This window comes from Falsirhodobacter deserti (genome assembly GCF_004015795.1).
Lineage (GTDB): Bacteria > Pseudomonadota > Alphaproteobacteria > Rhodobacterales > Rhodobacteraceae > Falsirhodobacter > Falsirhodobacter deserti.
On record NZ_ML137221.1, the window covers coordinates 128,761 to 151,532 of the forward strand.

The 22,772-nt window shown below is 61.0% G+C and carries 21 protein-coding genes and 2 pseudogenes; 11 read left to right on the forward strand and 12 right to left on the reverse strand.

Annotated features, from left to right (window positions below; translation table 11 throughout):
• Nucleotides 1–20 precede the first annotated feature (20 nt).
• From JX25_RS14080 to JX25_RS14090, 3 genes are all read left to right on the forward strand, one after another.
• Nucleotides 21–716: a GntR family transcriptional regulator gene (locus JX25_RS14080; protein ID WP_128255741.1), complete on the forward strand. Its 696-nt coding sequence runs from the start codon at nucleotides 21–23 to the stop codon at nucleotides 714–716.
• Nucleotides 716–1,465 (forward strand): 2-dehydro-3-deoxy-D-gluconate 5-dehydrogenase KduD, encoded by a 750-nt coding sequence (gene kduD, locus JX25_RS14085; RefSeq protein WP_164876167.1) that lies wholly within the window; start codon nucleotides 716–718, stop codon nucleotides 1,463–1,465. Before JX25_RS14080 ends, kduD begins: the two co-directional genes overlap by 1 nt.
• 262 nt (nucleotides 1,466–1,727) lie before the next feature.
• The gene (locus JX25_RS14090; protein ID WP_128255743.1) at nucleotides 1,728–2,147 is read left to right on the forward strand and encodes a PACE efflux transporter; all 420 of its coding nucleotides are present in this window, start codon (nucleotides 1,728–1,730) and stop codon (nucleotides 2,145–2,147) included.
• Nucleotides 2,148–2,193: 46 nt separating this feature from the next.
• Here the strand turns inward: JX25_RS14090 and pglA are convergent, their stop codons facing one another.
• The 5 genes from pglA to JX25_RS14120 all read right to left on the reverse strand — a co-directional run bounded on the left by pglA (nucleotide 2,194) and on the right by JX25_RS14120 (nucleotide 9,158).
• The gene (gene pglA / locus JX25_RS15005; protein WP_206611608.1) at nucleotides 2,194–4,866 is read right to left on the reverse strand and encodes a polygalacturonase PglA; all 2,673 of its coding nucleotides are present in this window, start codon (nucleotides 4,864–4,866) and stop codon (nucleotides 2,194–2,196) included.
• 62 nt (nucleotides 4,867–4,928) lie between these two features.
• On the reverse strand, nucleotides 4,929–6,188 hold the full coding sequence (locus JX25_RS14105; RefSeq protein WP_128255744.1) for an ABC transporter substrate-binding protein: 1,260 nt from the start codon (nucleotides 6,186–6,188) through the stop codon (nucleotides 4,929–4,931).
• 28 nt (nucleotides 6,189–6,216) lie between these two features.
• Nucleotides 6,217–7,332, reverse strand: a complete 1,116-nt coding sequence (locus JX25_RS14110; protein ID WP_128255745.1) for an ABC transporter ATP-binding protein — start codon at nucleotides 7,330–7,332, stop codon at nucleotides 6,217–6,219.
• 1 nt (nucleotide 7,333) lies between these two features.
• The gene (locus JX25_RS14115; protein WP_128255746.1) at nucleotides 7,334–8,218 is read right to left on the reverse strand and encodes a carbohydrate ABC transporter permease; all 885 of its coding nucleotides are present in this window, start codon (nucleotides 8,216–8,218) and stop codon (nucleotides 7,334–7,336) included.
• Between the two features lie 4 nt (nucleotides 8,219–8,222).
• Nucleotides 8,223–9,158 carry an ABC transporter permease subunit gene (locus tag JX25_RS14120; RefSeq protein WP_338323045.1) on the reverse strand — a complete coding sequence of 312 codons (936 nt, stop codon included), beginning with the start codon at nucleotides 9,156–9,158 and terminating at the stop codon, nucleotides 8,223–8,225.
• 168 nt (nucleotides 9,159–9,326) lie between these two features.
• Between JX25_RS14120 and JX25_RS14125 the strand changes: the two genes are divergently transcribed.
• Both JX25_RS14125 and JX25_RS14130 read left to right on the forward strand, forming a co-directional pair.
• Nucleotides 9,327–10,208: an AraC family transcriptional regulator gene (locus tag JX25_RS14125; protein WP_128255748.1), complete on the forward strand. Its 882-nt coding sequence runs from the start codon at nucleotides 9,327–9,329 to the stop codon at nucleotides 10,206–10,208.
• A 64-nt stretch (nucleotides 10,209–10,272) separates the two neighbouring features.
• Nucleotides 10,273–11,109 carry a pre-peptidase C-terminal domain-containing protein gene (locus tag JX25_RS14130; RefSeq protein WP_128255749.1) on the forward strand — a complete coding sequence of 279 codons (837 nt, stop codon included), beginning with the start codon at nucleotides 10,273–10,275 and terminating at the stop codon, nucleotides 11,107–11,109.
• Between the two features lie 16 nt (nucleotides 11,110–11,125).
• On the opposite strand, the gene JX25_RS14135 is transcribed toward JX25_RS14130, so the two are convergent.
• Nucleotides 11,126–11,533 (reverse strand): DUF1284 domain-containing protein, encoded by a 408-nt coding sequence (locus JX25_RS14135; protein WP_128255750.1) that lies wholly within the window; start codon nucleotides 11,531–11,533, stop codon nucleotides 11,126–11,128.
• Nucleotides 11,534–12,036: 503 nt separating this feature from the next.
• Between JX25_RS14135 and JX25_RS14145 the strand changes: the two genes are divergently transcribed.
• Together JX25_RS14145 and JX25_RS14150 are read left to right on the forward strand one after the other, a co-directional pair.
• A complete protein-coding gene (locus JX25_RS14145; protein ID WP_241557990.1) occupies nucleotides 12,037–12,258 on the forward strand; it encodes a hypothetical protein in 222 nt (73 codons plus the stop codon).
• A 116-nt stretch (nucleotides 12,259–12,374) separates the two neighbouring features.
• A complete protein-coding gene (locus JX25_RS14150; RefSeq protein WP_128255751.1) occupies nucleotides 12,375–12,698 on the forward strand; it encodes a GrlR family regulatory protein in 324 nt (107 codons plus the stop codon).
• Nucleotides 12,699–12,963: 265 nt separating this feature from the next.
• Here the strand turns inward: JX25_RS14150 and JX25_RS14155 are convergent, their stop codons facing one another.
• Nucleotides 12,964–14,160, reverse strand: a complete 1,197-nt coding sequence (locus JX25_RS14155) for a replication initiation protein (protein WP_206611609.1) — start codon at nucleotides 14,158–14,160, stop codon at nucleotides 12,964–12,966.
• 521 nt (nucleotides 14,161–14,681) lie between these two features.
• On the opposite strand from JX25_RS14155, the gene JX25_RS14160 reads away from it, so the two are divergent.
• The 3 genes and pseudogenes from JX25_RS14160 to JX25_RS14170 all read left to right on the forward strand — a co-directional run.
• Nucleotides 14,682–16,070 (forward strand): AAA family ATPase, encoded by a 1,389-nt coding sequence (locus JX25_RS14160; RefSeq protein WP_128255753.1) that lies wholly within the window; start codon nucleotides 14,682–14,684, stop codon nucleotides 16,068–16,070.
• A gap of 4 nt (nucleotides 16,071–16,074) precedes the next feature.
• Nucleotides 16,075–17,166: a ParB/RepB/Spo0J family partition protein gene (locus JX25_RS14165; RefSeq protein WP_128255754.1), complete on the forward strand. Its 1,092-nt coding sequence runs from the start codon at nucleotides 16,075–16,077 to the stop codon at nucleotides 17,164–17,166.
• Between the two features lie 210 nt (nucleotides 17,167–17,376).
• A pseudogene (locus tag JX25_RS14170) lies at nucleotides 17,377–18,459 on the forward strand (IS3 family transposase); the annotation flags it as partial.
• 279 nt (nucleotides 18,460–18,738) lie between these two features.
• Here the strand turns inward: JX25_RS14170 and JX25_RS14175 are convergent.
• From JX25_RS14175 to JX25_RS14190, 4 genes are read right to left on the reverse strand one after another with little or no spacing between them, the layout of a single operon-like run.
• The gene (locus JX25_RS14175; RefSeq protein WP_128255755.1) at nucleotides 18,739–19,143 is read right to left on the reverse strand and encodes a type II toxin-antitoxin system VapC family toxin; all 405 of its coding nucleotides are present in this window, start codon (nucleotides 19,141–19,143) and stop codon (nucleotides 18,739–18,741) included.
• On the reverse strand, nucleotides 19,143–19,385 hold the full coding sequence (locus JX25_RS14180; protein WP_128255756.1) for a type II toxin-antitoxin system Phd/YefM family antitoxin: 243 nt from the start codon (nucleotides 19,383–19,385) through the stop codon (nucleotides 19,143–19,145). Before JX25_RS14180 ends, JX25_RS14175 begins: the two co-directional genes overlap by 1 nt.
• A 51-nt stretch (nucleotides 19,386–19,436) precedes the next feature.
• The gene (locus tag JX25_RS14185) at nucleotides 19,437–20,111 is read right to left on the reverse strand and encodes an SDR family NAD(P)-dependent oxidoreductase (RefSeq protein ID WP_128255757.1); all 675 of its coding nucleotides are present in this window, start codon (nucleotides 20,109–20,111) and stop codon (nucleotides 19,437–19,439) included.
• A gap of 10 nt (nucleotides 20,112–20,121) precedes the next feature.
• On the reverse strand, nucleotides 20,122–21,048 hold the full coding sequence (locus JX25_RS14190) for a 2-hydroxyacid dehydrogenase (protein WP_128255758.1): 927 nt from the start codon (nucleotides 21,046–21,048) through the stop codon (nucleotides 20,122–20,124).
• A 117-nt stretch (nucleotides 21,049–21,165) separates the two neighbouring features.
• On the opposite strand from JX25_RS14190, the gene JX25_RS14195 reads away from it, so the two are divergent.
• Complete coding sequence (locus JX25_RS14195; protein WP_206611610.1) at nucleotides 21,166–22,170, forward strand: purine-nucleoside phosphorylase; 1,005 nt, start codon at nucleotides 21,166–21,168, stop codon at nucleotides 22,168–22,170.
• Between the two features lie 44 nt (nucleotides 22,171–22,214).
• Here the strand turns inward: JX25_RS14195 and JX25_RS14200 are convergent.
• Nucleotides 22,215–22,772: pseudogene (locus JX25_RS14200) on the reverse strand (IS5 family transposase); the annotation flags it as partial.

Below are 22,772 nucleotides of genomic sequence, written 5' to 3' on the forward strand. Positions count from 1 at the left end.
GGCCCCGCCGGGCCACCGGCATGACACGCCTTCGCGCGGCGCAACCGCGAACCGCTGACCTGATCCACCGAGAGCTTTTCAACGACATCGTGGCGATGCGTCGCAAGCCGAACGATCCACTGCCGGAGCGTGACCTTCTTGCGCATTTCGGCGTAAGCCGCACACCCCTGCGCGAGGCTCTGCTGCGGCTGGCAGATGAAGGGCTGGTCATCATCTATCCGCAGGTCGGGACATTCGTGGCCCGCATTCCCGTGCAAGCGCTGTGCGAAAGCATCATGATCCGCCGTGCGCTGGAACTGGTGATGATCGAGGAGGCCGTTCCGCGCATCGACGGCAACTTCATGGCGGCGCTGGACGGCAATCTGCTGTCGATGGAAGCAGCAGGAACAGCCGACGATCTTGATGCCTTCGACCAGCTTGATGGTGAATTTCACCGGATCATTGCCGAAGTGTCGGGCCGTCACACGATTATGGCGATGATCGACGCGGTACGGGCCCAGATCGACCGGTATCGCCTGACCACCTTGCCGCAGGCAGGCCGGCTTGATCGAGTGATCGAGGAACATCGCGCTATTCGCGACGGCTTGGCCGCCCGCGACGTGGCAGCGGCCACCAGTTCCATGAACCTGCATATCGGCCAGATGCTGACAGAGGTGCAGCGTCTGGATACCACCAATCCCGACTTTTTCTTGGACGACCGAAAGGAAACGAGCTGATGAACCTATTCGACCTGACTGGCCGGGTGGCCGTGGTGACCGGTGCCAACACGGGCATCGGGCAAGGCATCGCCGTGGCGCTTGCCAATGCGGGTGCCAGCCTGGTGACCGTGGGCCGCAGTTCCCCTGAAGAGACGCGGTCGCTGCTGCCCGAAGGCACGCGCCATCACGATATCCGCGCCGACCTGTCCAGCACCGAACCCCTTGCCGGGATCGTGGACGAGGTGATCGCCAAGATGGGCCGGATCGATATCCTTGTGAACAATGCCGGCATCATCCGCCGTGCCGACGCCGTTGATTACAGCGAGGCCGACTGGGACGCCGTGATCGACACGAACCTGAAATCGCTGTTCTTCCTGTCGCAGGCCGCAGGGCGCGCCATGATCGCGCAGGGCAGCGGCAAGATCATCAACATCGCATCGCTTCTTTCGTTTCAGGGCGGCATCCGCATCCCTGCCTATACCGCGGCAAAAAGCGGGGTGGCAGGGCTGACGCGGCTTCTGGCATGCGAATGGGCGGCCAAAGGCGTGAACGTGAACGCCATTGCCCCCGGCTATATCGAAACAAACAACACGACCGCCCTTCGAGAGGATGAAAAGCGCAACGCCGACATTCTTGGCCGCATTCCCGCAGCGCGATGGGGGCAGCCTTCGGATATGGGTGGCGCAGCGGTTTTCCTCGCTTCTGCCGCTTCGGACTATGTGAATGGTGTGGTGCTACCGGTCGACGGCGGTTGGCTCGCGCGCTGAAGGCGCAGTGAGATACCGCGAACATGTGCCCGTGCGCCAGGCTGGTGCCCCCTGCAAAGCGCACGGGCAACAGGTAATCGCGCCCGTCCGCCTCTTGTTGTGAAGCGAGGCTAAGCCCTTTTCGCAAGGGATGCGGGTGTAACCGGATCGGGAGGAATGGTGGACTTCCACGATCGGCAGCCCTAAGTTGCCGCGGCAGAGAGGACGACCTCCCCCCATCGGGGCACCATTCGGGACGGCCCGGTAACAGATGGGGATCATCATGCGCAAATCGCGGGACCGTATTCGTCATGCTATCAGCTTCGAGCTGATCGGCCTTGCCCTTATCATTCCACTTGGCGCCATAGGGTTCGGCCTGCATCCGCAGGATATGGGTGTTGTCGCCGTTGTCGGTTCAACCGTGGCGACGCTTTGGAACTACGTCTATAATCTTGGCTTCGATCACGCGATGAAGCGGATACGCGGAACGGTCCATAAAACGATGACCATCCGCGTTCTGCACACGGTGCTGTTCGAACTGGGGCTGCTTGTGGTCGCCCTCCCGTTCATCGCCTGGTATCTTGAAATCGGGCTTTGGGCCGCGCTGGTCCTGGATCTGGCGGCGGTGGTCTTCTACGTGATCTATGCCTTCATATTCAACTGGATCTATGACCGGGTATTCCCCCTGCCCGCCGATGCCTGATGAGAAGGCACCGCCCCGAACAACTTGTCGGGGCGGTTGGTGACGATCAGGACAGGGCTGCCTGCCGGGTATCCTGCAGCGCGGCCCCTGCCAGATGTGCTTCGGCGGCGGCCATCATGAACGGGCCAACACCCTTGGCATCATCAGCCACGATCTCCTCCGTCAGATAATAGCCGGGGGTGCCGTCGCGGTCGCGGCCTGCCCACCGGCCCAGACCCGCCACACGGCAGATCGTTTGAAGCCGGGCCCGACCGCTGGCATCTGGCTGGATGCGGTCTGTCAGCGCCCTAAACGCCCGCAGACCCGCCTGCCGCGCCGTATCCGGTGCTATCCCGTGCCGCGCCGCACGCAGCAAAGCATAGGCAAACATGGCCGAGGCGGAGGTTTCTTCGTAGTTCCCCTCCAGATCCGGTGCCATCAGCACTTGCTGCCAAAGTCCTGACGGCCGCGCCTCTTGCATCACGCGGTCCAGCAGGGCTGCCGTCCTGTCGCGCAGCGCGGCGGCATCTTCATCCTTCGGAAGCAACACCAGCGCATCAACCAGCGCCATCGCCAACCAGCCGACCGCCCGCGCCCACACGGCGGAGGATTGCCCCGTGTGCGGATCGGCCCATCCCATCTGCCGCGCATCGTCATAGCCGTGGGCGTAAAGCCCGTCGCTTCGCCCCGTCAGATCCAGCGCACTGTTGAACTGTGCCACGGCATCGGCCACCGCGGCGTCGTCCTCGGTCGCCAGACCATGCTCGATCTGGAACGGCAGGGCCATGTACAACCCGTCCAGCCAGACCTGGTGTGGATAGACCTTCTTGTGCCAATAGTTCCCCGCCGGAATCCGCGGATGGATATCAAGTTGGCCACGCAGCCGTTGCGCGGCCATAAGGAACCGTTCCTGCCCCGTACGGCGATGAAGCGGATGCAGGACACGGCCCGCCATGATGTTGTCGATGTTGCAATCTTGCGGACCATAGCCTGCCAAGGTGCCATCCTCGGCCACTTGCGAAGCCGCAAGGCGCATCAGCTGGTCGTGCCAGCGCGCCTGACCTGTCGCTTCGGCCAGCAGGTCCAGCCCGCGATAGATGCAGCCATCCTCATAGCACCAGCTGCCGCCCTTATACAGGATGTGGTCCCGGGCATATGCCTCCATCCATTCATCCAGCGGCGGACGTGACGGGGCGGGAGCGGCCTGGCGAGCGTTCAGGCTTATGGGGCGCTGCGACAGAAGCGTTCGGTCATCGCAACTGACGTCGGCATTCTCGGCAAGGATGAGCTCGTGCCGCATTGGCCGCACGGCATCGGCCATGACGGGCGGGGCAGCTTGCGCCGCCGGATCCATGCTGCCCAGCTTCAGATTGCGGATCACGACATCGCGGATGGGCGCTTCGGGCAAGCCTAGAAAGACGCCCGCCGCATGCGAAAGCCGCTCCACCTCCACATCCTCCACCAGAATGCCGGATATGGTGGGGGTGCCGCTATCGAAGGCGGCGGAGGCGCGGTTCTGCACCCAGTCCGCATGGCCGTCATGGTCACAGTGATAAAAAGCGTTGGCCGAAAAAACGGTCTGCACGCCATCCATCCGCACACGCGCAAAGCGGATGCCAGAAACCGTGCCTCCCCTGCCCCGCCGGGTCTTCAAGCGCAGGCCGCGGTCGGTGCCGATCATCTCGCAATCTTCCACCGTCACATCATGCACGCCGCCCGACATTTCAGAGCCGATGACGACGCCGCCATGGCCCTTTTCCATCAGGCAGTGGCGGATCGCAACGCCACGCGTTTCGGCAAGATGGTCGCTTTCGCCGGTATCGCTGCGCTTCCCTGCCTTGATGGCGATGCAATCATCCCCGACAGAAAAGCGGATCCCCTCCATCACCACGTTGGTGCAGCTTTCAGGGTTGAACCCGTCGGTGTTCGGGCTGTCAGAAGGGGCTTCGATTTGCAGGGCAGCGGCGGTTACGCCATGGCACCCTTGCGGGTGGATCGTCCAGCTGGGTGCGTTACGGATGCCGAAGCCAAGCAACGTCACATCGCGGCAGCCGATCAGGTGCAGCCCGCGCGGGCGGCGTGCGCCCTCCCGCGTTTCCTTTGGCCATGACCACCAGTCGCCGCGATCGCCCGCGCCGTCGATCCAGCCGGGGCCTTCGATGATCAGGCCCGTCGCGCCGATGGCATGAACGGTGGCAGCGAAACACGTATCGGGCAGCCCCTCCCACGATCCAAGCATCGCCCCGTTCTCATCCCTTGCGGGCAGCACGGGCCAGCCATCCCGCACCATTGGCGCAGTCAGAACGGCACCCTCGGCCAGCGACAGCGTCATGTTTGATTTCAGTCGAACCGGCATCGTCCGCCACAGCCCGGGCGGAAGATGCAGCGTGCCGCCTTCGGGCAAACCGTCCACCACCATCTGCAACAGCGCGGCGTTGTGCACAGCGCCTTCCGCATCGCCCTCGGCCAGATCGGGAAGAAGATCGGGAACCAGACGCGCCGCGCAGACAAGGGTGCGGAAGCGGGCGGAATGTTCCCCCAACGTCACCTTGTATTCCGTATCAGGCTCCAGATCATGAATGGCCGTGACGACGCGATTGGTGGTTCCGCTGCGCGGCGGCTGTCCCTCCGCCTCCAGCATCCATGGCGTAGATGCGGGAAGATGGTAGCGGGCACCCGCCAGCGGCAGGACAAGTGCGATCGATCGCGCAGATCGCGCGGCAAGACGGATAAGGGTCATGGGAATGTCGTTCCGGAAAGGTTGATCGCCCCGCCGCACCTGTCGCGCGGCGGGGCAAGGGATCAGCTGTCGAAGCCCTTCAGCACGCGGTTCGCCTCGTCGATGATGATCTCCGCGGCTTCTTCCTCATCCAGCATGCCATACCCGTATTCCTCCATCGTATCGAGGAAGGCGCCGCGCAGCGTCGGATGTTCGTTGAACGGGGACACGACCGGCCCTTCGGCTGCCATGAGGATGTCATGGGCCTCCTTCATCTTCGGATCGAAGGCACCTGCCTCTGCCAGTCGTGCCTCTGCCACGGCCGAGGCCGGGATGCCGCGGCTGTCGCCAAGCGCGTCGATGCCCTCCGGCTCGTTCAGCATGCAGTTGATGATTTCGGCAGCAGCCTCGGGATTGGCGGAGTTCTTGGAGATCGCAAACAGCATCGACGGCTTGCGGTAAACGCCTTCCGTTACCGCATCCTGACGCACCAGCATCTTGGCGGGCACCAGAACCTGATCGTCAATCATCGGATCGGCGAACTTGGACCAGGTGCTGTCCCATTCATAAGAGCCAGCAATCTTTCCAGACGCCCAATCGGGCTTTTCGAACAGGTTGACGTTGCCCTGCCCCGCCTCTTGCTCGTGGCCCTGAAGCACGCCTTCCTCTACCATGCGGCCATACCATGCCAGACCTTCGGCCAGTTCATCCACCGTCCAGGCGACGCGGTTGGTTTCAGGATCGACCAGATCCTTTCCGGTCATCTGGGTCACCTGCAGCGACACCAGAAGCTGCGCCGTTTCCTTCACGCCGTTGAAGGCGAAGTAGTCCTGCCCAAGCTTTTCCTTCAGCTGGGCCGAGGCTTCGAACAGCTCCTCCCAGGTGGTGGGCAGGGGCACGCCCGCTTCTTCGAATGTGGTCGTGTTGAAGAAGAAGACCCGCCCGCTGGTGGAAACGGGCAAGCCGTTCAGGATGCCCGCCATCTCGCCTGAGGCGAGTTGTTCTTCCGTCCATTGCGACAGGTCGATCTGATCGCTGAATTCGCGTATATCCGCAAACCCGGTGCCGTTGCGCGAAAACAGCGGCATCCACGGCCAATTCACCTGCACGATATCGGCCTCGGTTCCCCCGGCCATCTGCGTTGTCAGCTTCTCGAGGTATCCGTCAAAACCGGTGAATTCGGCCTTGATGGTGTGGCCGTGCTTTTCGCCGCAAACGCGCAGCGCCTCCTGCGTCATGACGTGGCGGCTGTCACCGCCCCACCATGACATCCGCAGATCGGCGGCCTGTGCGCCGCTGGCCATCAGTGCGGCAAGGGCCGCGCTTGTCATAAGTGCCTTCATCCCGAATCTCCTCCCCAGTGTTCAGGTATCAGTGCATCACGGCAGGACGGGTGATATTGCGCCCGCTTGCCTTGTCGAAAACGTGCAGCGCCTCGGGATCAGGGCGCAGGCGGATGCGGTCACCCGCGCGGCTTGCGGCCTCGTACTCGGCGGGGCTGGTCACCGCGACCACCTGCTTGCCGTCCAGAAGTGCGTGGATGTTGACCTCGTGGCCCATGAACTCGGCCCCTGTCATCTTTGCTTCCAGCGCGGGGGCACCGTCGGTCACCAGACGCAGATGCTGCGGGCGGATGCCAAGCACGACCGCCTCGGGCTGGGCCGTCAACCGCGCGTCCAGCGCCGCCGGCACCGGCACCGATTGCTGCCCGATGCGGATCATCCCGTCCGACATCGATCCGTCGATCAGGTTCATTTCTGGGCTGCCGATGAAGCTGGCGACGAACAGGTTCGCCGGATGCGTATAAAGATCGCGCGGGGTTGCCACCTGCAGGATATGCCCCGCCTGCATCACGCAGATGCGATCGCCCATCGTCATCGCCTCGGTCTGATCGTGCGTGACGTAGATGACGGTGGAGGACAGGCCCCGTTCCTTCAGCCGCTTGTGCAGCTCGGTGATGCGCACGCGCATGGACGCGCGCAGCTTGGCATCAAGGTTCGATAGCGGTTCGTCGAACAGGAACACGCCCGGCTTCTTGATCAGTGCGCGGCCAAGGGCGACCCGTTGCGCCTGCCCGCCCGAAAGTTGTTTCGGCAGCCGATCCAGCAAAGGCTCGATTTCCAGGATGCGGGCCACGTCGTCAATGGCAGCGTCAATCTCGGCTTTTGGCCGCCCTGCGATCTTCAGTCCGAAGCCAAGGTTCTTGCGGACCTTCATATGCGGGTAAAGCGCATAGTTCTGGAACACCATCGCGATGGATCGCTTGCCGGGCGGCAGTGTGTTGACCACCTGCTCCCCGATGCGGATCTCGCCCCCGGTGATCTCCTCCAGCCCGGCAACCATGCGAAGCGTCGTCGACTTGGCGCAGCCGGACGGACCGACAAGGACCATGAATTCCCCGTCCTCGATATCAAGATTGATGCCGTGCACCGCCTTGAACCCGCCGCCATAGACTTTTTCCAGATTGTTCAGTTGAACGCGTGCCATGTTAACCCTTGACCCCCCCGGCAGAGATCCCCTCGATGAAGTAACGTTGGGCCACGAAGAACACGATCAGCGCAGGGGTGATCGTCAGCACCGACATCGCAAGGATGCGGTTCCATTCGAAAGCCTCGGTGGTGTCGATCGACAGCTTCAGCGCAAGGCTGACAGGATACTTGTCGACCGAGGACAGATAGATCAGCGGCCCCAGGAAATCGTTCATCGTCCACATGAACTGGAACAGGCAGACCGAGATCAGCGCAGGCGCCAGCATCGGCACCACGATATAGATCAGCGTCTGGAGGCTGTTGCACCCATCCACCCGCGCCGCTTCCTCCATGTCAGGCGGGATGGACCGCAGGAACTGCACCAGCATGAAGACGAAGAACGCATCCCCTGCCATTGCCGACGGCACCCAAAGCGGCAGGAAGCTGTCCAGCCAGCCCAGATCGCGGAACAGGATGTATTGCGGGATGCGCGTCACCACGTTGGGCAGCAGCAGGATCGCGATGACCGATCCGAACAGGATCTTCTTGAACGGAAAGTCGAAGCGGGCAAAACCATAGGCGACCAGCGTGCAGGAAATGGCCGTCCCAATCGTCTTGGGCAGGATGATCAGGAACGAGTTCCAGAAGAACCGCCCGAAGGTGAAGGGGGTCGAGGTCTCCCACCCCTGCCGGTATCCTTCCAGCGTGGGTTCGGCCGGAATGAAGCCGGGGCTGGAGAAAATCTCGGAATTGGTCTTGAAGCTGGCCCCCACCAGCCAGATCAGCGGATACAGCATCACCAGCCCCACGGCGAACAGGATGACATAACGCATCCCGGCCGAGATCTTCTGGTTGCGGACGCGGCGGCGAGTCTGCAGCGCGTTCAAATGCGTAAGGTCGGTCATCGCCTCAGCTCCTCTTGTCGCCGGCATAGAACACCCACTTCTTGGACGACCAGAAGGCGATCAGCGTCAGAACCATGATGATGACGAACAGAACCCATGCGATGGCCGAGGCATAGCCCATGTCGAACCGCCGGAACGCCTCGTCATAGATGTAAAGGGGCAGCAGGTATGTGGATTTCAATGGCCCGCCGCCGGTGATGATATAGGGGCCGTTGAACTCCTGGAATGCCTGAACCATCTGCATGATCAGGTTGAAAAAGATCACCGGCGTCAGCAGCGGCAGGGTGATATGCACGAAGCTGGTCCACTTCGATGCACCGTCGATGGCTGCCGCTTCGTACAGCGACTTGTCGATGGATTGCAGCGCGGCAAGGAAGATCACCATGGCCGATCCGAACTGCCAGCAGCGCAGCAGCGTGATCGTGAACAGCGCGTTTACCGGATCGCCGAACCAGTTGACCGGGTCGATCCCCACGGCCCCCAGCCCCATGTTCACCAGCCCGTTGGTGGCAAAGATGTAACGCCACAGCACCGCGATCGCGATCGACCCGCCAAGGATCGACGGCACATAGAACGCGGTGCGGAAGAAATTGATGAACCGCAGGCGGTAGTTCAGGATGTACGCGATGAACAGCGCGAAGGCGAGTTTCAGCGGCACGGTGATGAACACGTAAAGAAGCGTCACATAGAGCGAACGGCGGAACGTTCGGTCCGATGTGAACAACTCCACATAATTCTCCAGCCCCGTCCAGCGCGGGGCCGACATCAGGTCGTAATCCGTGAAGCTGAGATACAGCGACGCGAAGAACGGGATGGCCGTGAAGACCACCAGCCCCACGATATAGGGCGCGAGATATAAAAGGCCGATGCTGCCGCGACCTTTCGGCCGCGGGGCAGATACGGCCTGGCCGCTAACGCGGCCGGCAGATGTTTCCGTCAAATCAAGCTCCTCCGACCGGGTCATATGCTGGCCGGCGTGGCCTCCACCACGTCCGGACCGGCTGCCTGCCCCGATCCCCTCCCTCTTGAATCGGCCCGCGGAAGCGGGTTGTATGATTATTAGGACACCTCGACCTACAAGTTAGAATTCACAAAGCAGAGGAAAAAGATGGACGAACTTGAAGGCGGAATTCTCGGCTCCGTTCCGCCCGGCGTACTGTCGCTGACGCTTGCACGTTCGACCATCCGGATGGAGCATTCCTCCACGTGGCGGATCGACAAGACGAATGCGGCCCATGACCTTGTGATCTGCCTTGAAGGTGCCGGACGTTACCGGATCGGGGAAGAAACGCTGGTTCTGAGACCTGGTGAAGCGATGTTGATCCCGCCGGAGACGCGTTTTACAGGCCGCACCGATGGGCCTGGCCTTTATCGGGGGATTGCCCAGCACTTCACGCTGAACATCTATAACGAACACGATTTCCTGAAGCAGATGGTTCTGCGCCCGAAGGTGAGGCTTTCGCGCTGGCACCTGCTGGAACCGATGCTGCGGCACTATCGTGCCAGTGCACCGCCCGGATCGGTTACCCTGCAACAACACCACATGTTCATGTATCTCCTCATCCGTTATGTCGAGGATGCCTTTGTGTCATGGCAGGAGCACACGCCGTATCCTTCAGGTGGCGCTGATGGGCTGAACCTTGCCGTGATGAAGGCGGTTACCACTATTTCCGCCCATCCGCTGGACCCCGGAATCGTTGAAACAGCGATCGCCGCCGCACCCTACAACCGAGATTATTTCCTGAGGGAGTTCCAGAAGCGTGTGGGCCGCACCCCTCGCAAATACTGGGAAGTGCAGCGCATGGAACGGGCCATGCACCTGCTTGAAGCCGGGCTGAACGTATCCGCGACGGCCGCCGCTGTCGGGTATTCAGACCCTTACTACTTCTCGCGCATGTTCAAGCGAGTGGTGGGCGTCAGCCCGCGTGAGAAGCTGGAATGTCTTCGCCGCGCCCGCCACGGCAGCGGACAGGTTCATGCCGAAGACTGACAATCCTGTTCCCCTTTACTGAGCCGTGGGGCAATGTCGCTGCACAAGACGAAGGAGCGACGACATGATCAGACGACTTGCGGCATCAATGGCCGCGTTTGCAGCCATTTCCGCACCAGCATTCGCGCAGGACGGCGCCTGCGGTCAGCCTGTCGCGCTGACGCAACAGCTGGGCCAGACCATCGCTCCGGGCTTCTCCGATATTTCGGAAATCCTGCGGCCGAAGCGATCCGAACCCGCATATGTGGAGTTCGAAGTGACGGAGCCGGTCGACGTTACCCTTGAAACCATGGGCCGTGGCAGTGATCCGGTTCTGGTACTGTTCGGCGCTGGCGGTCAGATCATGGACTGGGACGATGACGGTGCGGGCAACCTTGATGCGCGCGTGTCCGCCTCGTTGCAGCCGGGAACCTATTGCACCCAGATGCGTGCGATCGCAGCCGAACCCGTGACAGATGCGATGGTTGTGCTGATCGGGTATGAGGGGTTGCCGCCCGATCCGGCAGATGAAAAGGCCGACGCCATCGCCGCAACCTGTGCCGATCCCCGACGCAGCCCTGTTCTGGCAGATGCGCTGCGCCCCGGCGAGGCGCCTTCCGCGCAAGGCGCCATCGATCCGGCATCCTCGCTTGGCAGCTTCCGCCTGACGCTTGCGGAACCGGCCACGCTTCAGGTCGATGCAACCAGTGCGAGTTTCGACACCGTTCTGTCCATCTATGACCTGAACGGGGCCCGCCTGTGGGAAAATGACGACCATCCGGATGTGGAAGGCAGCGACAGCCGAATTCGCGAACCCTTCGAGGCTGGCGATTATTGCGTAGTCGTTGAACCCTTCAGCGGCACAGGGGGCGAGTTCAGCATTGCGGTCACCGCCGAGGGGGACGAGGCGCAACCCGAATGATGGCGCGGCAGGCGCGTCAGATCTGCGCCTGCAAGAACCCGCCTTCTGCGATAGAGGTGCAGAGATCTTGCCATTCGCAACCCGCGCACGCAGCCCTGGTTGTCATGGCTGCGAAAGCGGGACGCCACCGGCCGGAATCCAATGGCAGTCGCACGCCCGGCCGCACCGGATGCCCAAGAAGTTTTGCCATATCGGCAGCGGCCTGAGCATCCCGATCCCCCACACTTTCGCCACGGCAATGAGGCGCGGGATCGTGCAGCAGCGGGGCACAAATATCGTCGGGACCCTCCACGATCTCCACCTCCTCCCCCTCTGCCAGACGTTTGGCGATGCATTCCATGTTGGCAACGAAAGCGTGGGAATACCCCTTGCCGATAAAGGTAAGCACGCAAAGAAGATGATGGGGGCGCAGCCGGACGGTCATGCTGCCACCTGCCCCAGCCGCTTCTGCAGGTCAACCCGCGTACGGTCCCCGCACCTGCCGCCTTATCCTGAGGCTTCGCCTGCGGCGCCGATCCGGAACCTGCCCCGACCCCGCTTCATTCTCTAGAATAACAATGCTGCTTCTGACATCCAGCGTGACGATGCGCATGGCGCAGTTTGCGCTGCAGCATGATCCGTATCAGCGTCGCATGATCATCTGGTTTACATTTGCGCTGACGTTTCTGTGCTGGAGGGGCGCGATTTCGTAACCACGAAAGGCACGCCGCAGACCAGCGGCTTTCTGTCTGCCTTTTTGCTCTTGTCCCTCTGCACAGGCTCCACGTGGCTGCGGCGTGCCTAGAATGCTGGCGCTTCTGGGCAGCTTGCCCGCTATGTCGCTGATGACGCAGTGAATATCACTCTGCTGCGCCTTGGCATCCTGTGGCACTTCCTTGACATCGTGTGGATCGGCATTTTCACCATCGTTTACGTCGGAGGCCTTGCATGAGCGAGAAGCACCGCGGACGCCGCAGCTATGTCATCGGCTATGTGCTGTCGTTGATCCTGGCGCTGATGGGATTTCAGCTTTTGCCGCGCCACACCGCTCTTTGGATCGCGGTCGCGGCAGCCCTGATCAAGATCGCCGTGCATCTTCGTTTCTTCCTGTACATCCGGCTGAGGGCCAGACGCGCGAGGATCTGCATCTTATCCTTTTTACCGCGCTGATCATGATCCTGATGTGCGGCGGAACCATCTGGATTTTTCTGATCTGAACCAGCGGATGTGACGTGCCCGCCTGCCGCGCTAGCTCCACTTCAGTGCCACATGAAAAGGACGATCCCATGATTGAAGGCTTCTTCCACGCGCATTTCGTTACCGACAAGGACCAGGGCGACGGCGTCGCCTATCTGGCTAACGGCAAGCTTCACGGCGGAGATTCCGCCATGTTCTATCGCGGAACCTACAGCACCGACGGGGAAAAGTTCGAAGCCGATTTGGAAGTGGGCCGGCATACCGAAGGAACGCCCATCACCTCCATCACCGGCGCCGCACGTGCCCGCCACAAGATCACAGGGCGGATCGAGGGGGACAACCTGGTTTGCGAAGCTGTGACGGACCAGGAACCGGCGGTGAAACTTGACCTGACGCTGACGCCAATCAGCTGACCCCCCTTGGGGCGCGGGCAAGGCGGTGGCGACCCAATCGCCGCCGCACCCGAACCCTGCTCTGTTCGCCACTCGCCGGAGCGCTTCTCTTTCAAATCGTCCACATACGAGGGACGCACTGGGCTTAGGGATCGCGACACGCGCGATCCCTAAGCGGCCGATCTTTTATTGGGAACCGCAAGCCGTTCTGTTTATCTCAGATGCAAGCCCCCTGACCTTCCAACGGCGCAGGGAAGACCGGGGCCGCTTCGACCGCATGCGACAGTTAGAGGTTTCGCAGCGAAACCTCGTCGAAGGCTCCAGGATGCAGATCCTCCCAAAAGGCCTGAATAGCAGCGGCATTTAACGCACTCATCCAGCCGTGCCTTTCGAAATCATCTCGTAGCGCGCCGGTAAGCCGGCCGAGAAAGAGCCTGCGGTCAGCGTCTCGCTGCGTTGGTGTACGCGCGGCCACCAGTTCCTGTATCCGGCGCAGTCGTGATGCGCGGGCAGTCAGTGCCGGTGCCACTGGTGCGATCTCGTTCGAGTAATCACCCTTCAGAGCTGCGGAAAGATAGCGCACAGGATTGCGCACGCCCTCCTGCCCAGCCACGTAATCCAACTTGCCGCCAACATGCGCCTCACCGTGTTCGGCAATCCACTGCCGCGCCAAACGGTCAGACGCGCCAAGCTTGCGCAACCGCTCGTACACCGCCGAGCGGCGAGCCCCTTCCCCGTCATCGAGATCAAGGATGGCAAGCTGCGGGTTCTCCTCGATCCGGAACCGGATGTCGGTAACCGTCCGTCCCATCTTCCGCGTTTCTGGTGTGACGATGATATTCGAGGACCGGTTCACCTCTGCCACCGCCGGCTTGATAATCTTGGCATTCAGATGCTTGAACACCTCGTAATATGCACTGTCAGCCACTCCCATAAGGCGGCGAAAGATATCAAGGCTCCACCACCCGGTGCTTCCTGTACGCACGAAACGATAGCAATTCTCATACAGCGCGAGGGCATGGCCACTGGTGAAACGCCGCTGAATGTTCATGTTGATCAGTGCGAAGACCTTCGGGTCGTGAAGCTTCTCTGCCAGCGCAGGTGAATACGCATATTCGCAGACGCCCCCCTTCAGCTTGGCATAGGACAAGAGGCTGGACACACCCCATTCCTGTTGCCCTCGCTCATCCAGCATATCCCACTCGGCCACCGTCTCTGCCAGTCCTCGCAAAGAGGCTTTCAACGTCTCCATGTCATTGGAGTTATAGCCTATCATCAGGCACAGCGTACGCGCGTCGATACGGTGGACGGGCTGCGACATCAGGGTGTCATACGCATTCAGAAGCAACACGTTAGACAAGCGACGCTGCAGCAATGTCAGCTTGCCGGAGACGTGGATGGCCGCGACGTGTTTCTTCACTGCGCCTCGCCGAAGGGCCCCGGTCAACCGCTCCCTTGGAATATCCTCGAATGGTTTGGTCATCATCCCCCCACGGAAACCCGCCGCCCGAATCGGCAGTACACCCGCTTTAGAGCTCAAGATACGAGTTCAGGTACCTGTCCGCAACAACAGCGCAGGGACCTTCTTTGGTACCCGTTTGCGGTACGGCCATGAGTGGAAGTCGATCACATAGGTATCCGCTTACAGGAAAGTCCATCGGAACCAGCGCGAAGGTTGGGTGCGCAGCAGTCCTAGACAGGCAGAAACACCATTCCACTGCTGGAATTCCCGAGAATCGGCACCCGTACCCCTGCATCTGGACACTGAACTGCCCGTATCAAGGCACCCTTCATCCTGAATTCGGGCACCTATTATCTCGCAATATACTGTTTTCGTTGATCATCCCGTAGCCAAAGACTCTAAATATCTTCTAAAAGATTCTTAACACGCTGGGTGGTTTCGCTGCGAAACCATTTGTTTGTCATTCGTAACTCTGTCATTCCCACCACACCTAGGATGTGCGATAAATCGCCCAACATCGTGGAAAACATCGCACACAAGGAATGAGGATGAGCAACAGAGCCGACTTACCGCCCTATTTCGGAATCGATCCCGCCGCCGCTGCCGCCCGTCTTGCCGAACCCATCGATACCGCCCGATTTGCAAAAGCGGCTGCATTCGCCATGCGCGGCCGCGATGACTTGTCCCGTCGCGGCTACGCCCCGGACGGCAAGAAGCGCCTGCGCAAGTTTTCCACTTGGGAGATTTGTAAATATCTGATCCCGGTGAACGTTGCCCATTTGCGACGCGTGCTCAAGGCCCATCCGGATCTGCCCCAAGGCATCGGTGAAGGAGCGGCCAAACGGTTCACTTTAGAAGAGGTCCTTGTTCTGCGAGAGCACTTCGCCACGGAGGGTGCAGGTTGGCGGGAATACAAGACCTGGCGTCCAGAAGGATTGCCTGCAAAGGTTCTTGCCGTGGCCAACTTCAAGGGCGGTGTCGGCAAAACCTCCACCTGTGCTCACCTTGCCATGTCGGCTGCGCTTGATGGTTACCGCGTGCTGGTCATTGATCTGGACAGCCAAGGCTCCATGACCTCTATCATGGGCGGGAAGGTTGCTGATGAATGGCAGACGGCGTTCCCCCTCCTCGCACGGGATTTCGCACTACATCTGGAGCAAGAGAACCGTATCCGAGCCGCTGCTGGTCAGCAGGAGCTGCCTCTGGACGAAACGCTCAAAGAGGCGCTTCAGGTTTCGCCGCGAAACCTGATCCAGAAAACCCACTGGCCAAATATCGACCTGATCGGCGCGCAACTGAACCTTTACTGGGCCGAATTTCAGATCCCGGTGTGGCGGATGCAGCTAAGGGGTTGGGCACTGTGGGACAGCCTCGGTAACGCTTTGTCCGAGGCCGGTATCTTGGATGAGTATGATATCATCCTTTTGGATACCCCGCCTGCACTTGGGTATCTTACGATCAATGCGCTGGCCGCTGCCGATATCCTTCTGGTTCCGCTGGGTGCATCCTTCCTAGAGTTCGACTCCACCGGTCGGTTCTTCGATATGATCTATTCTACATTCGCCTCGATAGAAGAAGGCGAGAATCGTGCCAGACGAGAGGCTGGCCTGCCGGAGATCGGTTTCCAATGGGATGCTGTTCGCGCCCTCATCACCCGCTTCGACCCTGCACAACAGACGGATCTGGCCAACGTTGTGCAGGCTTACTTCGGCGATTTCATGACCACCTTCAGGCAGGAGATGACTGCCATGGTGGGACAGGCCGGAGAGCAGGTATCCGGCATCTACGAAACCGATTACCGAAATTTCAACCGTGATACCTATGTTCGTGGGCGCGAAACATTTGATCGAACCTGGGCTGAGGTGAAAGAGGTAATCCTTGGTACGTGGTGGCGTGATCTGAAGCTGGCCGAGACAGAGAAGGAGGGATAAGCGCATGGCGAAACGCAGGAAACTTGAGGCACCCACCTCCGAGGATCTGGCGCGCATGGAGGCGGAGTTTCGCCGCGAAACCACCTCGCGCAGCCCTCTGGCGGCGCCGATTGCACAGGTGGCAGCTGACACGGCGCGCGCACACGATCCGCGGAATGCAGAGGTCCGCACAGAAGCTGCACGCGATCGTGCAGAAGCTGCACGCTTGCGCGAGGCGGAAGAACGTGGCCTGGTTCTGAGGGAGCTGCCTTTAGCACGCATCGAAGCGGAAGCGGTTGTTCGTGACCGGATGAGCCTCGACCCCGAGGCAATGAAGGAACTTCAGCTGTCGATCGCTGCGCAGGGGCTGCGCCTGCCGATCGAAGTGTTCGAGTTGCCTGATACAGGGCAGGAGCCGCGATACGGGCTGCTTTCGGGCTACCGTCGCTTGCGGGCCGTACAGAACCTTCGCGGGCTTACGGGGCAGGCGCAGTATGACACAATACGTGCGATTGTGCGCCAGCCTGATGCAATGGGCGGCACCTTCGCCGCGATGGTGGAGGAGAATGAGGTCCGTGCGGGGCTGTCGCATTTTGAACGTGGGCGAATCGCGGTCATTGCAGCGCAGCAGGGGGCTTTTGCGAATGTCGAAGCGGCTGTAGATGCGCTTTTTCCAGTTGCCTCGAAAGGAAAACGGTCCAAGATACGATCCTTCGCACTGATCTTCGAGGAGCTGGGCGATATGCTGTTATTTCCCGATGCGTTGCGGGAAAAGGATGGTCTTCGGTTGGCCGCCGCCTTGCGGGATGGACACGAGGGAACGCTGCGTGTGGCGCTGGCCGAGGCAACGCCGGAGAATGCGCAGAACGAGTGGGAACTGCTGGAAGCAGCGCTTGATAATCTCGGACCCGTTCAGCCGAGACAGGGGCGCGGGGGCCGACCTCGGACCCGCCCACCGGAAGCGGGACGCAAGTCGGCTTTGCCCACAGGTGTGGCCCTCCGGTCAGGGCGGGACAAGGATGGATGGTTCATACGGCTGAAGGGTGACCGCGTGGATGCCGCCTTGGTTGAGGCGGCCCTTTTGGAGTTGGAGCAGCTACTGGGACCGGAACGGTAGGGGCTGCCGCCGCGTGCGTCATGCCGCTTCCGGTGCTGTCGCAAACGCCTAGGGCGAGGCGGACATCACGGTTGGATGAACGCGATAGAGGGTGTAGAAGTGCATATCCTCGTCGCCTACATTCAGACGCCGCGTGGAGAGGTGATCCTCCCCGTGGTTAAGGGGATGCGGCAGTAGAATTTTCTCGTAGCGTGAGCCGAGGAGATTCGAATGAGGAAGACCCGATTTACCGAGCCGCAGATCATGGCGGTGCTGCGCCAGGCCGAGGGCGTCGTCGCTGTGCCGGAGCTGTGTCGCGAGGATGGGATCAGCAGCGCGAGCTTTTACAAATGGCGCGCGAAGTATGGCGGCATGGATGCCTCCATGATGAGCCAGATGAAGGCATTGGAAGACGAGAACCGGCGGCTCAAGCGCATGTTTGCGGACCTCAGCATGCAGGCGGATCTGCTCAAGAAAGCTCTTGGAAAAACGTGACGCGGCCAGCTCAACGCCGCGAGTTGGCCGCGAGGGCGGTGGCGAAGAAGGGGGTCAGCATTGCGCTGGCCTGCCGAACGTTCGGTGTCAGCGAGACCTGCTTTCGCTACAGCCCGAGGCGCTGTGCCGAGAACGAGATCATCGCGGATCTTCTCGAGGGCCTGACCAAGGCGCACCGAACCTGGGGTTTCGGCCTGTGCTTCCTGTATCTGCGTAATGTCCGCGGGCATGTCTGGAACCACAAGCGGGTGCGTCGGATCTACTGCGAGCTGGAATTGAACCTTCGGATCAAGCCAAGGCGGCGGATCAAACGGGATAAGCCGGACGTGCTCGCCGTCCCGCAAGCACCGAACCTAGTGTGGGCGATGGATTTTTTGGCGGATCGTCTGCCGATGGCCGCCAGTTCCGGCTGCTGAACGTTCTGGACGACTTCAATCGTGAGGGTCTGGTATATAAATCGACTTCTCGTTACCCGCAGAACGGGTCGTGCGTTCCCTGAACCAAATCATCGAGTGGCGCGGCAAGCTCATGGCCATCAGGGTCGAAAACGGCCCGGGATACATCAGCGCGACCTTGGCGATCTGGGCAGCAAAGCAGGGTATCGCCCTGAACCACATTCAACCCGGCAAGCCGCAGCAGAACGCCTATGTCGAGCGCTACAACCGCACCGTCCGCCATGAATGGCTGGACCTCTACATCTTTGACACCATCGCGGAGGCACAGAGCATCGCCACAGACTGGCTATGGACTTACAACAACGAGCGACCCAACATGGGCATCGGCGGCATCACACCCGCACAGAAACTGAAGATGGCTGCGGGAATTCTACGCCCAAACCCGTTAAGATGGGGAGGATTACCGAGAGATCATAGCGAAAGTGCGCGGCCAGTGCCTCGTGCCGGTCAGGAGTGGTGGCGACGATCCTCCTGTCCACCCACCGGCGTTGTTCGCGGCAGAGCCGCTTCGAACACCCAAGGTTCCGGGCAGAAAATGCGAGGCCAGTCTTAGGGAAAGCGGCCTTCGCTGCGAGTTCGCCCTCGAACATAGCTTCTGTCTTGATCGCTCGGCCTAAAGCGGGGTTCCTCTCTCGGGGCGCAGTCAGGTAAACGGGTTCTCTGTCCGGCATCCAGTAGGTGCGAAGTCGTCCACATTGCCCGTCACGACCGTTGCATCATGCACCAGCGCGGTGGCGGCGATCATCAGATCGGCGCCATCATGTCCGATACGAGCAGAAAGCTGGCCCCAAAGGCGTGCATCCTCGGCCGTGAAGGGCAGTATGCGGTCAGAAAACAGGGTCAGCGTCCTGTCGAGCCATACTCGCAGATCATGGGCGAATTCCGGATTGCGGGGTTGCTGCAAGCCGATGCCCCGGGCGATCTCTCCAAGAGTGATCACGGAAAGGAACAGCCGGTCCTCGGGCTGGCGGGCCAACCAGGCTGCGATATGGGGTGCTCGCTCGGGCCGCCGCGCGGCCGAGATTACGTTGGTGTCCAGAATGAACATCAGAAGCTGACGTCACGCGGTTTCGTCTTCCCCCGTGGAATTTCGGCGGCAGGAAAAGACAGCAGGTGATTGGCAAAAGCAGGACGCTGCCCTCGTGCATCGGCGATCAGCCGGCGATATTCCTGCGTCGAAAGGACAACGACCGCAGGCTTGCCGCGGCGCGTCACCTCCTGCGGCGTACCGGAAAGGGCCGCATCAACCACAGCACTGAACCGGTTCTTTGCGTCTTGAAGTGTCCACATCTGCCTCACCTGTCTAGCTAGGTGTCTAGATAGGATCGTACAGGATGTCCTTCAATCTGCATAGATCATCTTTCGTGTCATGCCGCCGTCGACTGTTACGGTCTGCCCCGTGATGAAACCTGCCGAGGCGAGATACACTACCGCTTCGGCGATATCGCTGGGACGGCCCACGCGACCGACCGGATGTTGCGCCTGATCTTCGTGCGACAGATCCTGCGCATCCGTGATCCAACCCGGGGCAATCGCATTCACCCGCACCTTCGGCCCAAGTTGAATCGCCAGTGCCTGCGTCAGTCCAATCATGCCACCCTTGGCGGCAGCATAAGCGAAGTCGCCGCCTTCGGCCATCAACGCACGGGTGGAAGCCATCATGATGATGGAGCCGTTCTTTCGCATAAGGGGCAGGGCAGCGCGGGACATCAGGAACGCGCCTGTCAGCTGGCTGGCGATGAGCCCGTTCCAATCCTCAAGCGAGGCTTTTGCCAGTGACAGGTCGATCGGCCCCACCTTGCCGCCATTGTTCACCAGAAGGTCCAACCCGTCCCACTCAAGATCCGCGAAGGCACTCACGACGGAGGCTTCATCCGAGAGGTCGCAGTGAACGTGGCGCCCTTCGGGGCCCTCCTGCAGGTCAAAGCTTGCAACCTCCCACCCTTCATTCAGAAGGTGGCGGCAAATTTCCCGACCGATCAGTCCGGCCCCGCCGGTAACTATGGCACGTTTCATGAGCGTCCTTTCAATAGCCTCTCGCCCGATCAACGCGGAACAGCAGCGGCTCGCCACTCTCGCTGCGACGGATGTTTTCTGCCACGATCTCAGACGCTGAAGAGGGCCGCGACACCGAGGCGATATGTGGTGACACAGTCACCCCGGGATGCGTCCAGTAAGGATGGTCATGCGGCAGTGGTTCCTTCCAAAAGACGTCCAGCGTCGCATGAGCGATCTTCCCAGCATCCAGCGCGGCCAGCAGCGCCTCATCGTCGATCAAGGGGCCCCGTCCGGGATTGATGACAACGGCGCCATCAGCGGGCCATTGAAGGCTTTGCGCATTCAGGATGTTCCGCGTGTCGGGCGTGTCGGGCAGCAACGTGATCACGATGTCCGTATCGAAAAGTGCATCCCGCAATCCCTCCGTGCTATGGAAGGTGGGGAAGGGGGCGGATTTGGGGCTGCGGCTCCACCCGCGCACGTCGAAGTTCAGGACACGGAGCATGTTGGCGCAGGCCATACCAAGCTCTCCCAGTCCCAGCATCGTGACCTTGCGGTGGCGGGCCAGCGGGGGCGCGTCCTGAACCCAGTGGGGCGCAGCGCCGATGTTGCGATCCAGATGCAGGTGATGCCGCAAAACCTGCCCCGTCACCCACTCCACCATCCCTTCGGCCAGCGCAGGATCAACCAGCCGGCACAACGGTTGCGTCAGCGTCGTGTTGCCCACGATCCGGTCCACCCCCGCAAACAGGCTAAGGACGGCCTTCGCCTTCGTGAAGGGCGCAAAGTCCGTCAGGTTGGGATTGGGCGCGTAAACGATATAATCCACCATGGCGGGGTCGGCACTTCGTGTCACCTTGGCCTCGATGCCCGCGGCGGCGATCGCGCGCGGCAGAACCTCTCGATACTGGTCCCAAAGCATGTCGGGGGCGGAAAACAGGACATTCAGGGTCATGGGAAAACCTTCGTTGTGCTTCTTCGACCGTATCGAAGGCGGCGGCGCGGGGCAATTTACGATTGTCGGGCCTGTCACTTCGTCGTTACTAGGCCTGTCCGCAGATTGGAGATTCCCATGCACATCAGGCCCCTCGGCCTTGCCCTGACCACTGCGTTGCTGCCTGTTGCAGCCTTTGCCGAACCCGTCGCGCCCAAGGTCATGGTCATCGCGATGTTCGACGCCGAGGCAAAGCCGTGGCAGCAAAACCTTGATCTGTCCAAGCGTATCGCGGTCCGCGGCCTGCCGGAAAGCGCTGCCGAAGTTGCCTGCAACGCGGACCTTTGCCAGATGACCACGACGATGGGTTATGCCAACGCCGCGGCCTCTACCATGGCGCTGGTGCTTTCGGACGCGTTCGATCTCAGCAACACCTATTTCATCATCGCGGGGATTGCGGGCGTCGATCCCTCGCGGGGCACGCTGGGTTCGGCGGCATGGGCCGATTATGTCGTGGATGCAGGCTTGGTCCATTTTATCGACAACCGCGAAGCGCCCCAGGGGTGGACAAGCCAGATCGTGGAACTGGGGGCAAAGGCGCCGGGTGAAAAACCGGGCTGGAGCGCCGGGACCGAGGTGTACCACCTCAATCCCGCACTGGTGGAAGCAGCGTACACCGCCACGAAGAACGTGGAGCTTGCCGACAGTGAGGATGCCGCCGCGTATCGCGCGATGTACAACCAGGAGGCGGCGAAAGCGGCACCGGGCGTCAGCTTATGTGCCTCGGTTTCCGCAGATACGTACTGGCATGGCGAGATCACGGCCGTGGAAGTGGCGGATCACGTGGCCCTTCTGACCGATGGCGCTGCGAAATACTGCATGAGCCAGATGGAAGACAATGCAACCCTTGCCGCGCTGGAACGTGGCGCGCAAGCCGGCCTTCTGGATTTTGACCGGATTGCTGTTCTGCGCACCGCTTCCAACTTTGATCGTGCACATGAAGGGCAGGGAACGGCAGAATCGCTGGCGACGAAGTCAGGTGGCTTCGGTCCCGCTACCGAAAATGCGTTTCGCGTGGGCAACGCCTTCGCGCAGGAAGTCATTGCCAACTGGGCAGAGTACGAGGGTGGCGTTCCGCGCTGACTCATTTGTCCCCGCGTCGGCCGCGGGATTATCCAGCATTAGGGTCAGGATTCATAACCAGTAATGACGGTTGCGGCGAGCGGGATGGCTGAGAGGAAGACCTTTGGACAGCGGTCATAGCGGGTTGCCACGCGCCTCCAGTCCTTGAGCCTGCCGAACATGATCTCGATGCGGTTGCGGCGTTTGTATCGGCGCTTGTCGTATCTGACGGGTGCCTTGCGTTGCCTTCTACCAGGGATACGGGCGCGTATCCCTTCGTTCTGCACTGCTTCCCGGAACCAATCGGCGTCGTAGCCGAGATCCCCGAGCAGCCAATCGACCTTTGGCAGGCTGCCGAGGAGCGCCCGTGCGCCGGTGTAGTCGCTCACCTGGCCGGCGGTTACGAACAGGTCGATCGGCCGCCCTTGGCTGTCGCAGATGGCATGCAGTTTGGTGTTCATCCCACCCTTGGTTCGACCGATCAGGCGGCCACGCCCCCCTTTTTCGCGGCCATGCTGGTCGCGGTGCGGTGTGCCTTCAGATAGCTCGCATCGATCATCACGGTCTTCCTCTCTCGGTGCTCTGCGGCCAGGCCCCTCATCATCCGTGCGGAGACGCCTTTC

What these genes read in the sequence shown, in the direction of transcription:
- JX25_RS14080 (WP_128255741.1), top strand. Translation starts at nt 21, where the DNA reads ATGACACGCCTTCGCGCGGCGCAACCGCGAACCGCTGACCTGATCCAC.
- kduD (WP_164876167.1), top strand. Translation starts at nt 716, where the DNA reads ATGAACCTATTCGACCTGACTGGCCGGGTGGCCGTGGTGACCGGTGCC.
- JX25_RS14090 (WP_128255743.1), top strand. Translation starts at nt 1,728, where the DNA reads ATGCGCAAATCGCGGGACCGTATTCGTCATGCTATCAGCTTCGAGCTG.
- pglA (WP_206611608.1), bottom strand. Translation starts at nt 4,866, where the DNA reads ATGACCCTTATCCGTCTTGCCGCGCGATCTGCGCGATCGATCGCACTT.
- JX25_RS14105 (WP_128255744.1), bottom strand. Translation starts at nt 6,188, where the DNA reads ATGAAGGCACTTATGACAAGCGCGGCCCTTGCCGCACTGATGGCCAGC.
- JX25_RS14110 (WP_128255745.1), bottom strand. Translation starts at nt 7,332, where the DNA reads ATGGCACGCGTTCAACTGAACAATCTGGAAAAAGTCTATGGCGGCGGG.
- JX25_RS14115 (WP_128255746.1), bottom strand. Translation starts at nt 8,218, where the DNA reads ATGACCGACCTTACGCATTTGAACGCGCTGCAGACTCGCCGCCGCGTC.
- JX25_RS14125 (WP_128255748.1), top strand. Translation starts at nt 9,327, where the DNA reads ATGGACGAACTTGAAGGCGGAATTCTCGGCTCCGTTCCGCCCGGCGTA.
- JX25_RS14130 (WP_128255749.1), top strand. Translation starts at nt 10,273, where the DNA reads ATGATCAGACGACTTGCGGCATCAATGGCCGCGTTTGCAGCCATTTCC.
- JX25_RS14135 (WP_128255750.1), bottom strand. Translation starts at nt 11,533, where the DNA reads ATGACCGTCCGGCTGCGCCCCCATCATCTTCTTTGCGTGCTTACCTTT.
- JX25_RS14145 (WP_241557990.1), top strand. Translation starts at nt 12,037, where the DNA reads ATGAGCGAGAAGCACCGCGGACGCCGCAGCTATGTCATCGGCTATGTG.
- JX25_RS14150 (WP_128255751.1), top strand. Translation starts at nt 12,375, where the DNA reads ATGATTGAAGGCTTCTTCCACGCGCATTTCGTTACCGACAAGGACCAG.
- JX25_RS14155 (WP_206611609.1), bottom strand. Translation starts at nt 14,160, where the DNA reads ATGACCAAACCATTCGAGGATATTCCAAGGGAGCGGTTGACCGGGGCC.
- JX25_RS14160 (WP_128255753.1), top strand. Translation starts at nt 14,682, where the DNA reads ATGAGGATGAGCAACAGAGCCGACTTACCGCCCTATTTCGGAATCGAT.
- JX25_RS14165 (WP_128255754.1), top strand. Translation starts at nt 16,075, where the DNA reads ATGGCGAAACGCAGGAAACTTGAGGCACCCACCTCCGAGGATCTGGCG.
- JX25_RS14175 (WP_128255755.1), bottom strand. Translation starts at nt 19,143, where the DNA reads ATGTTCATTCTGGACACCAACGTAATCTCGGCCGCGCGGCGGCCCGAG.
- JX25_RS14180 (WP_128255756.1), bottom strand. Translation starts at nt 19,385, where the DNA reads ATGTGGACACTTCAAGACGCAAAGAACCGGTTCAGTGCTGTGGTTGAT.
- JX25_RS14185 (WP_128255757.1), bottom strand. Translation starts at nt 20,111, where the DNA reads ATGAAACGTGCCATAGTTACCGGCGGGGCCGGACTGATCGGTCGGGAA.
- JX25_RS14190 (WP_128255758.1), bottom strand. Translation starts at nt 21,048, where the DNA reads ATGACCCTGAATGTCCTGTTTTCCGCCCCCGACATGCTTTGGGACCAG.
- JX25_RS14195 (WP_206611610.1), top strand. Translation starts at nt 21,166, where the DNA reads ATGCACATCAGGCCCCTCGGCCTTGCCCTGACCACTGCGTTGCTGCCT.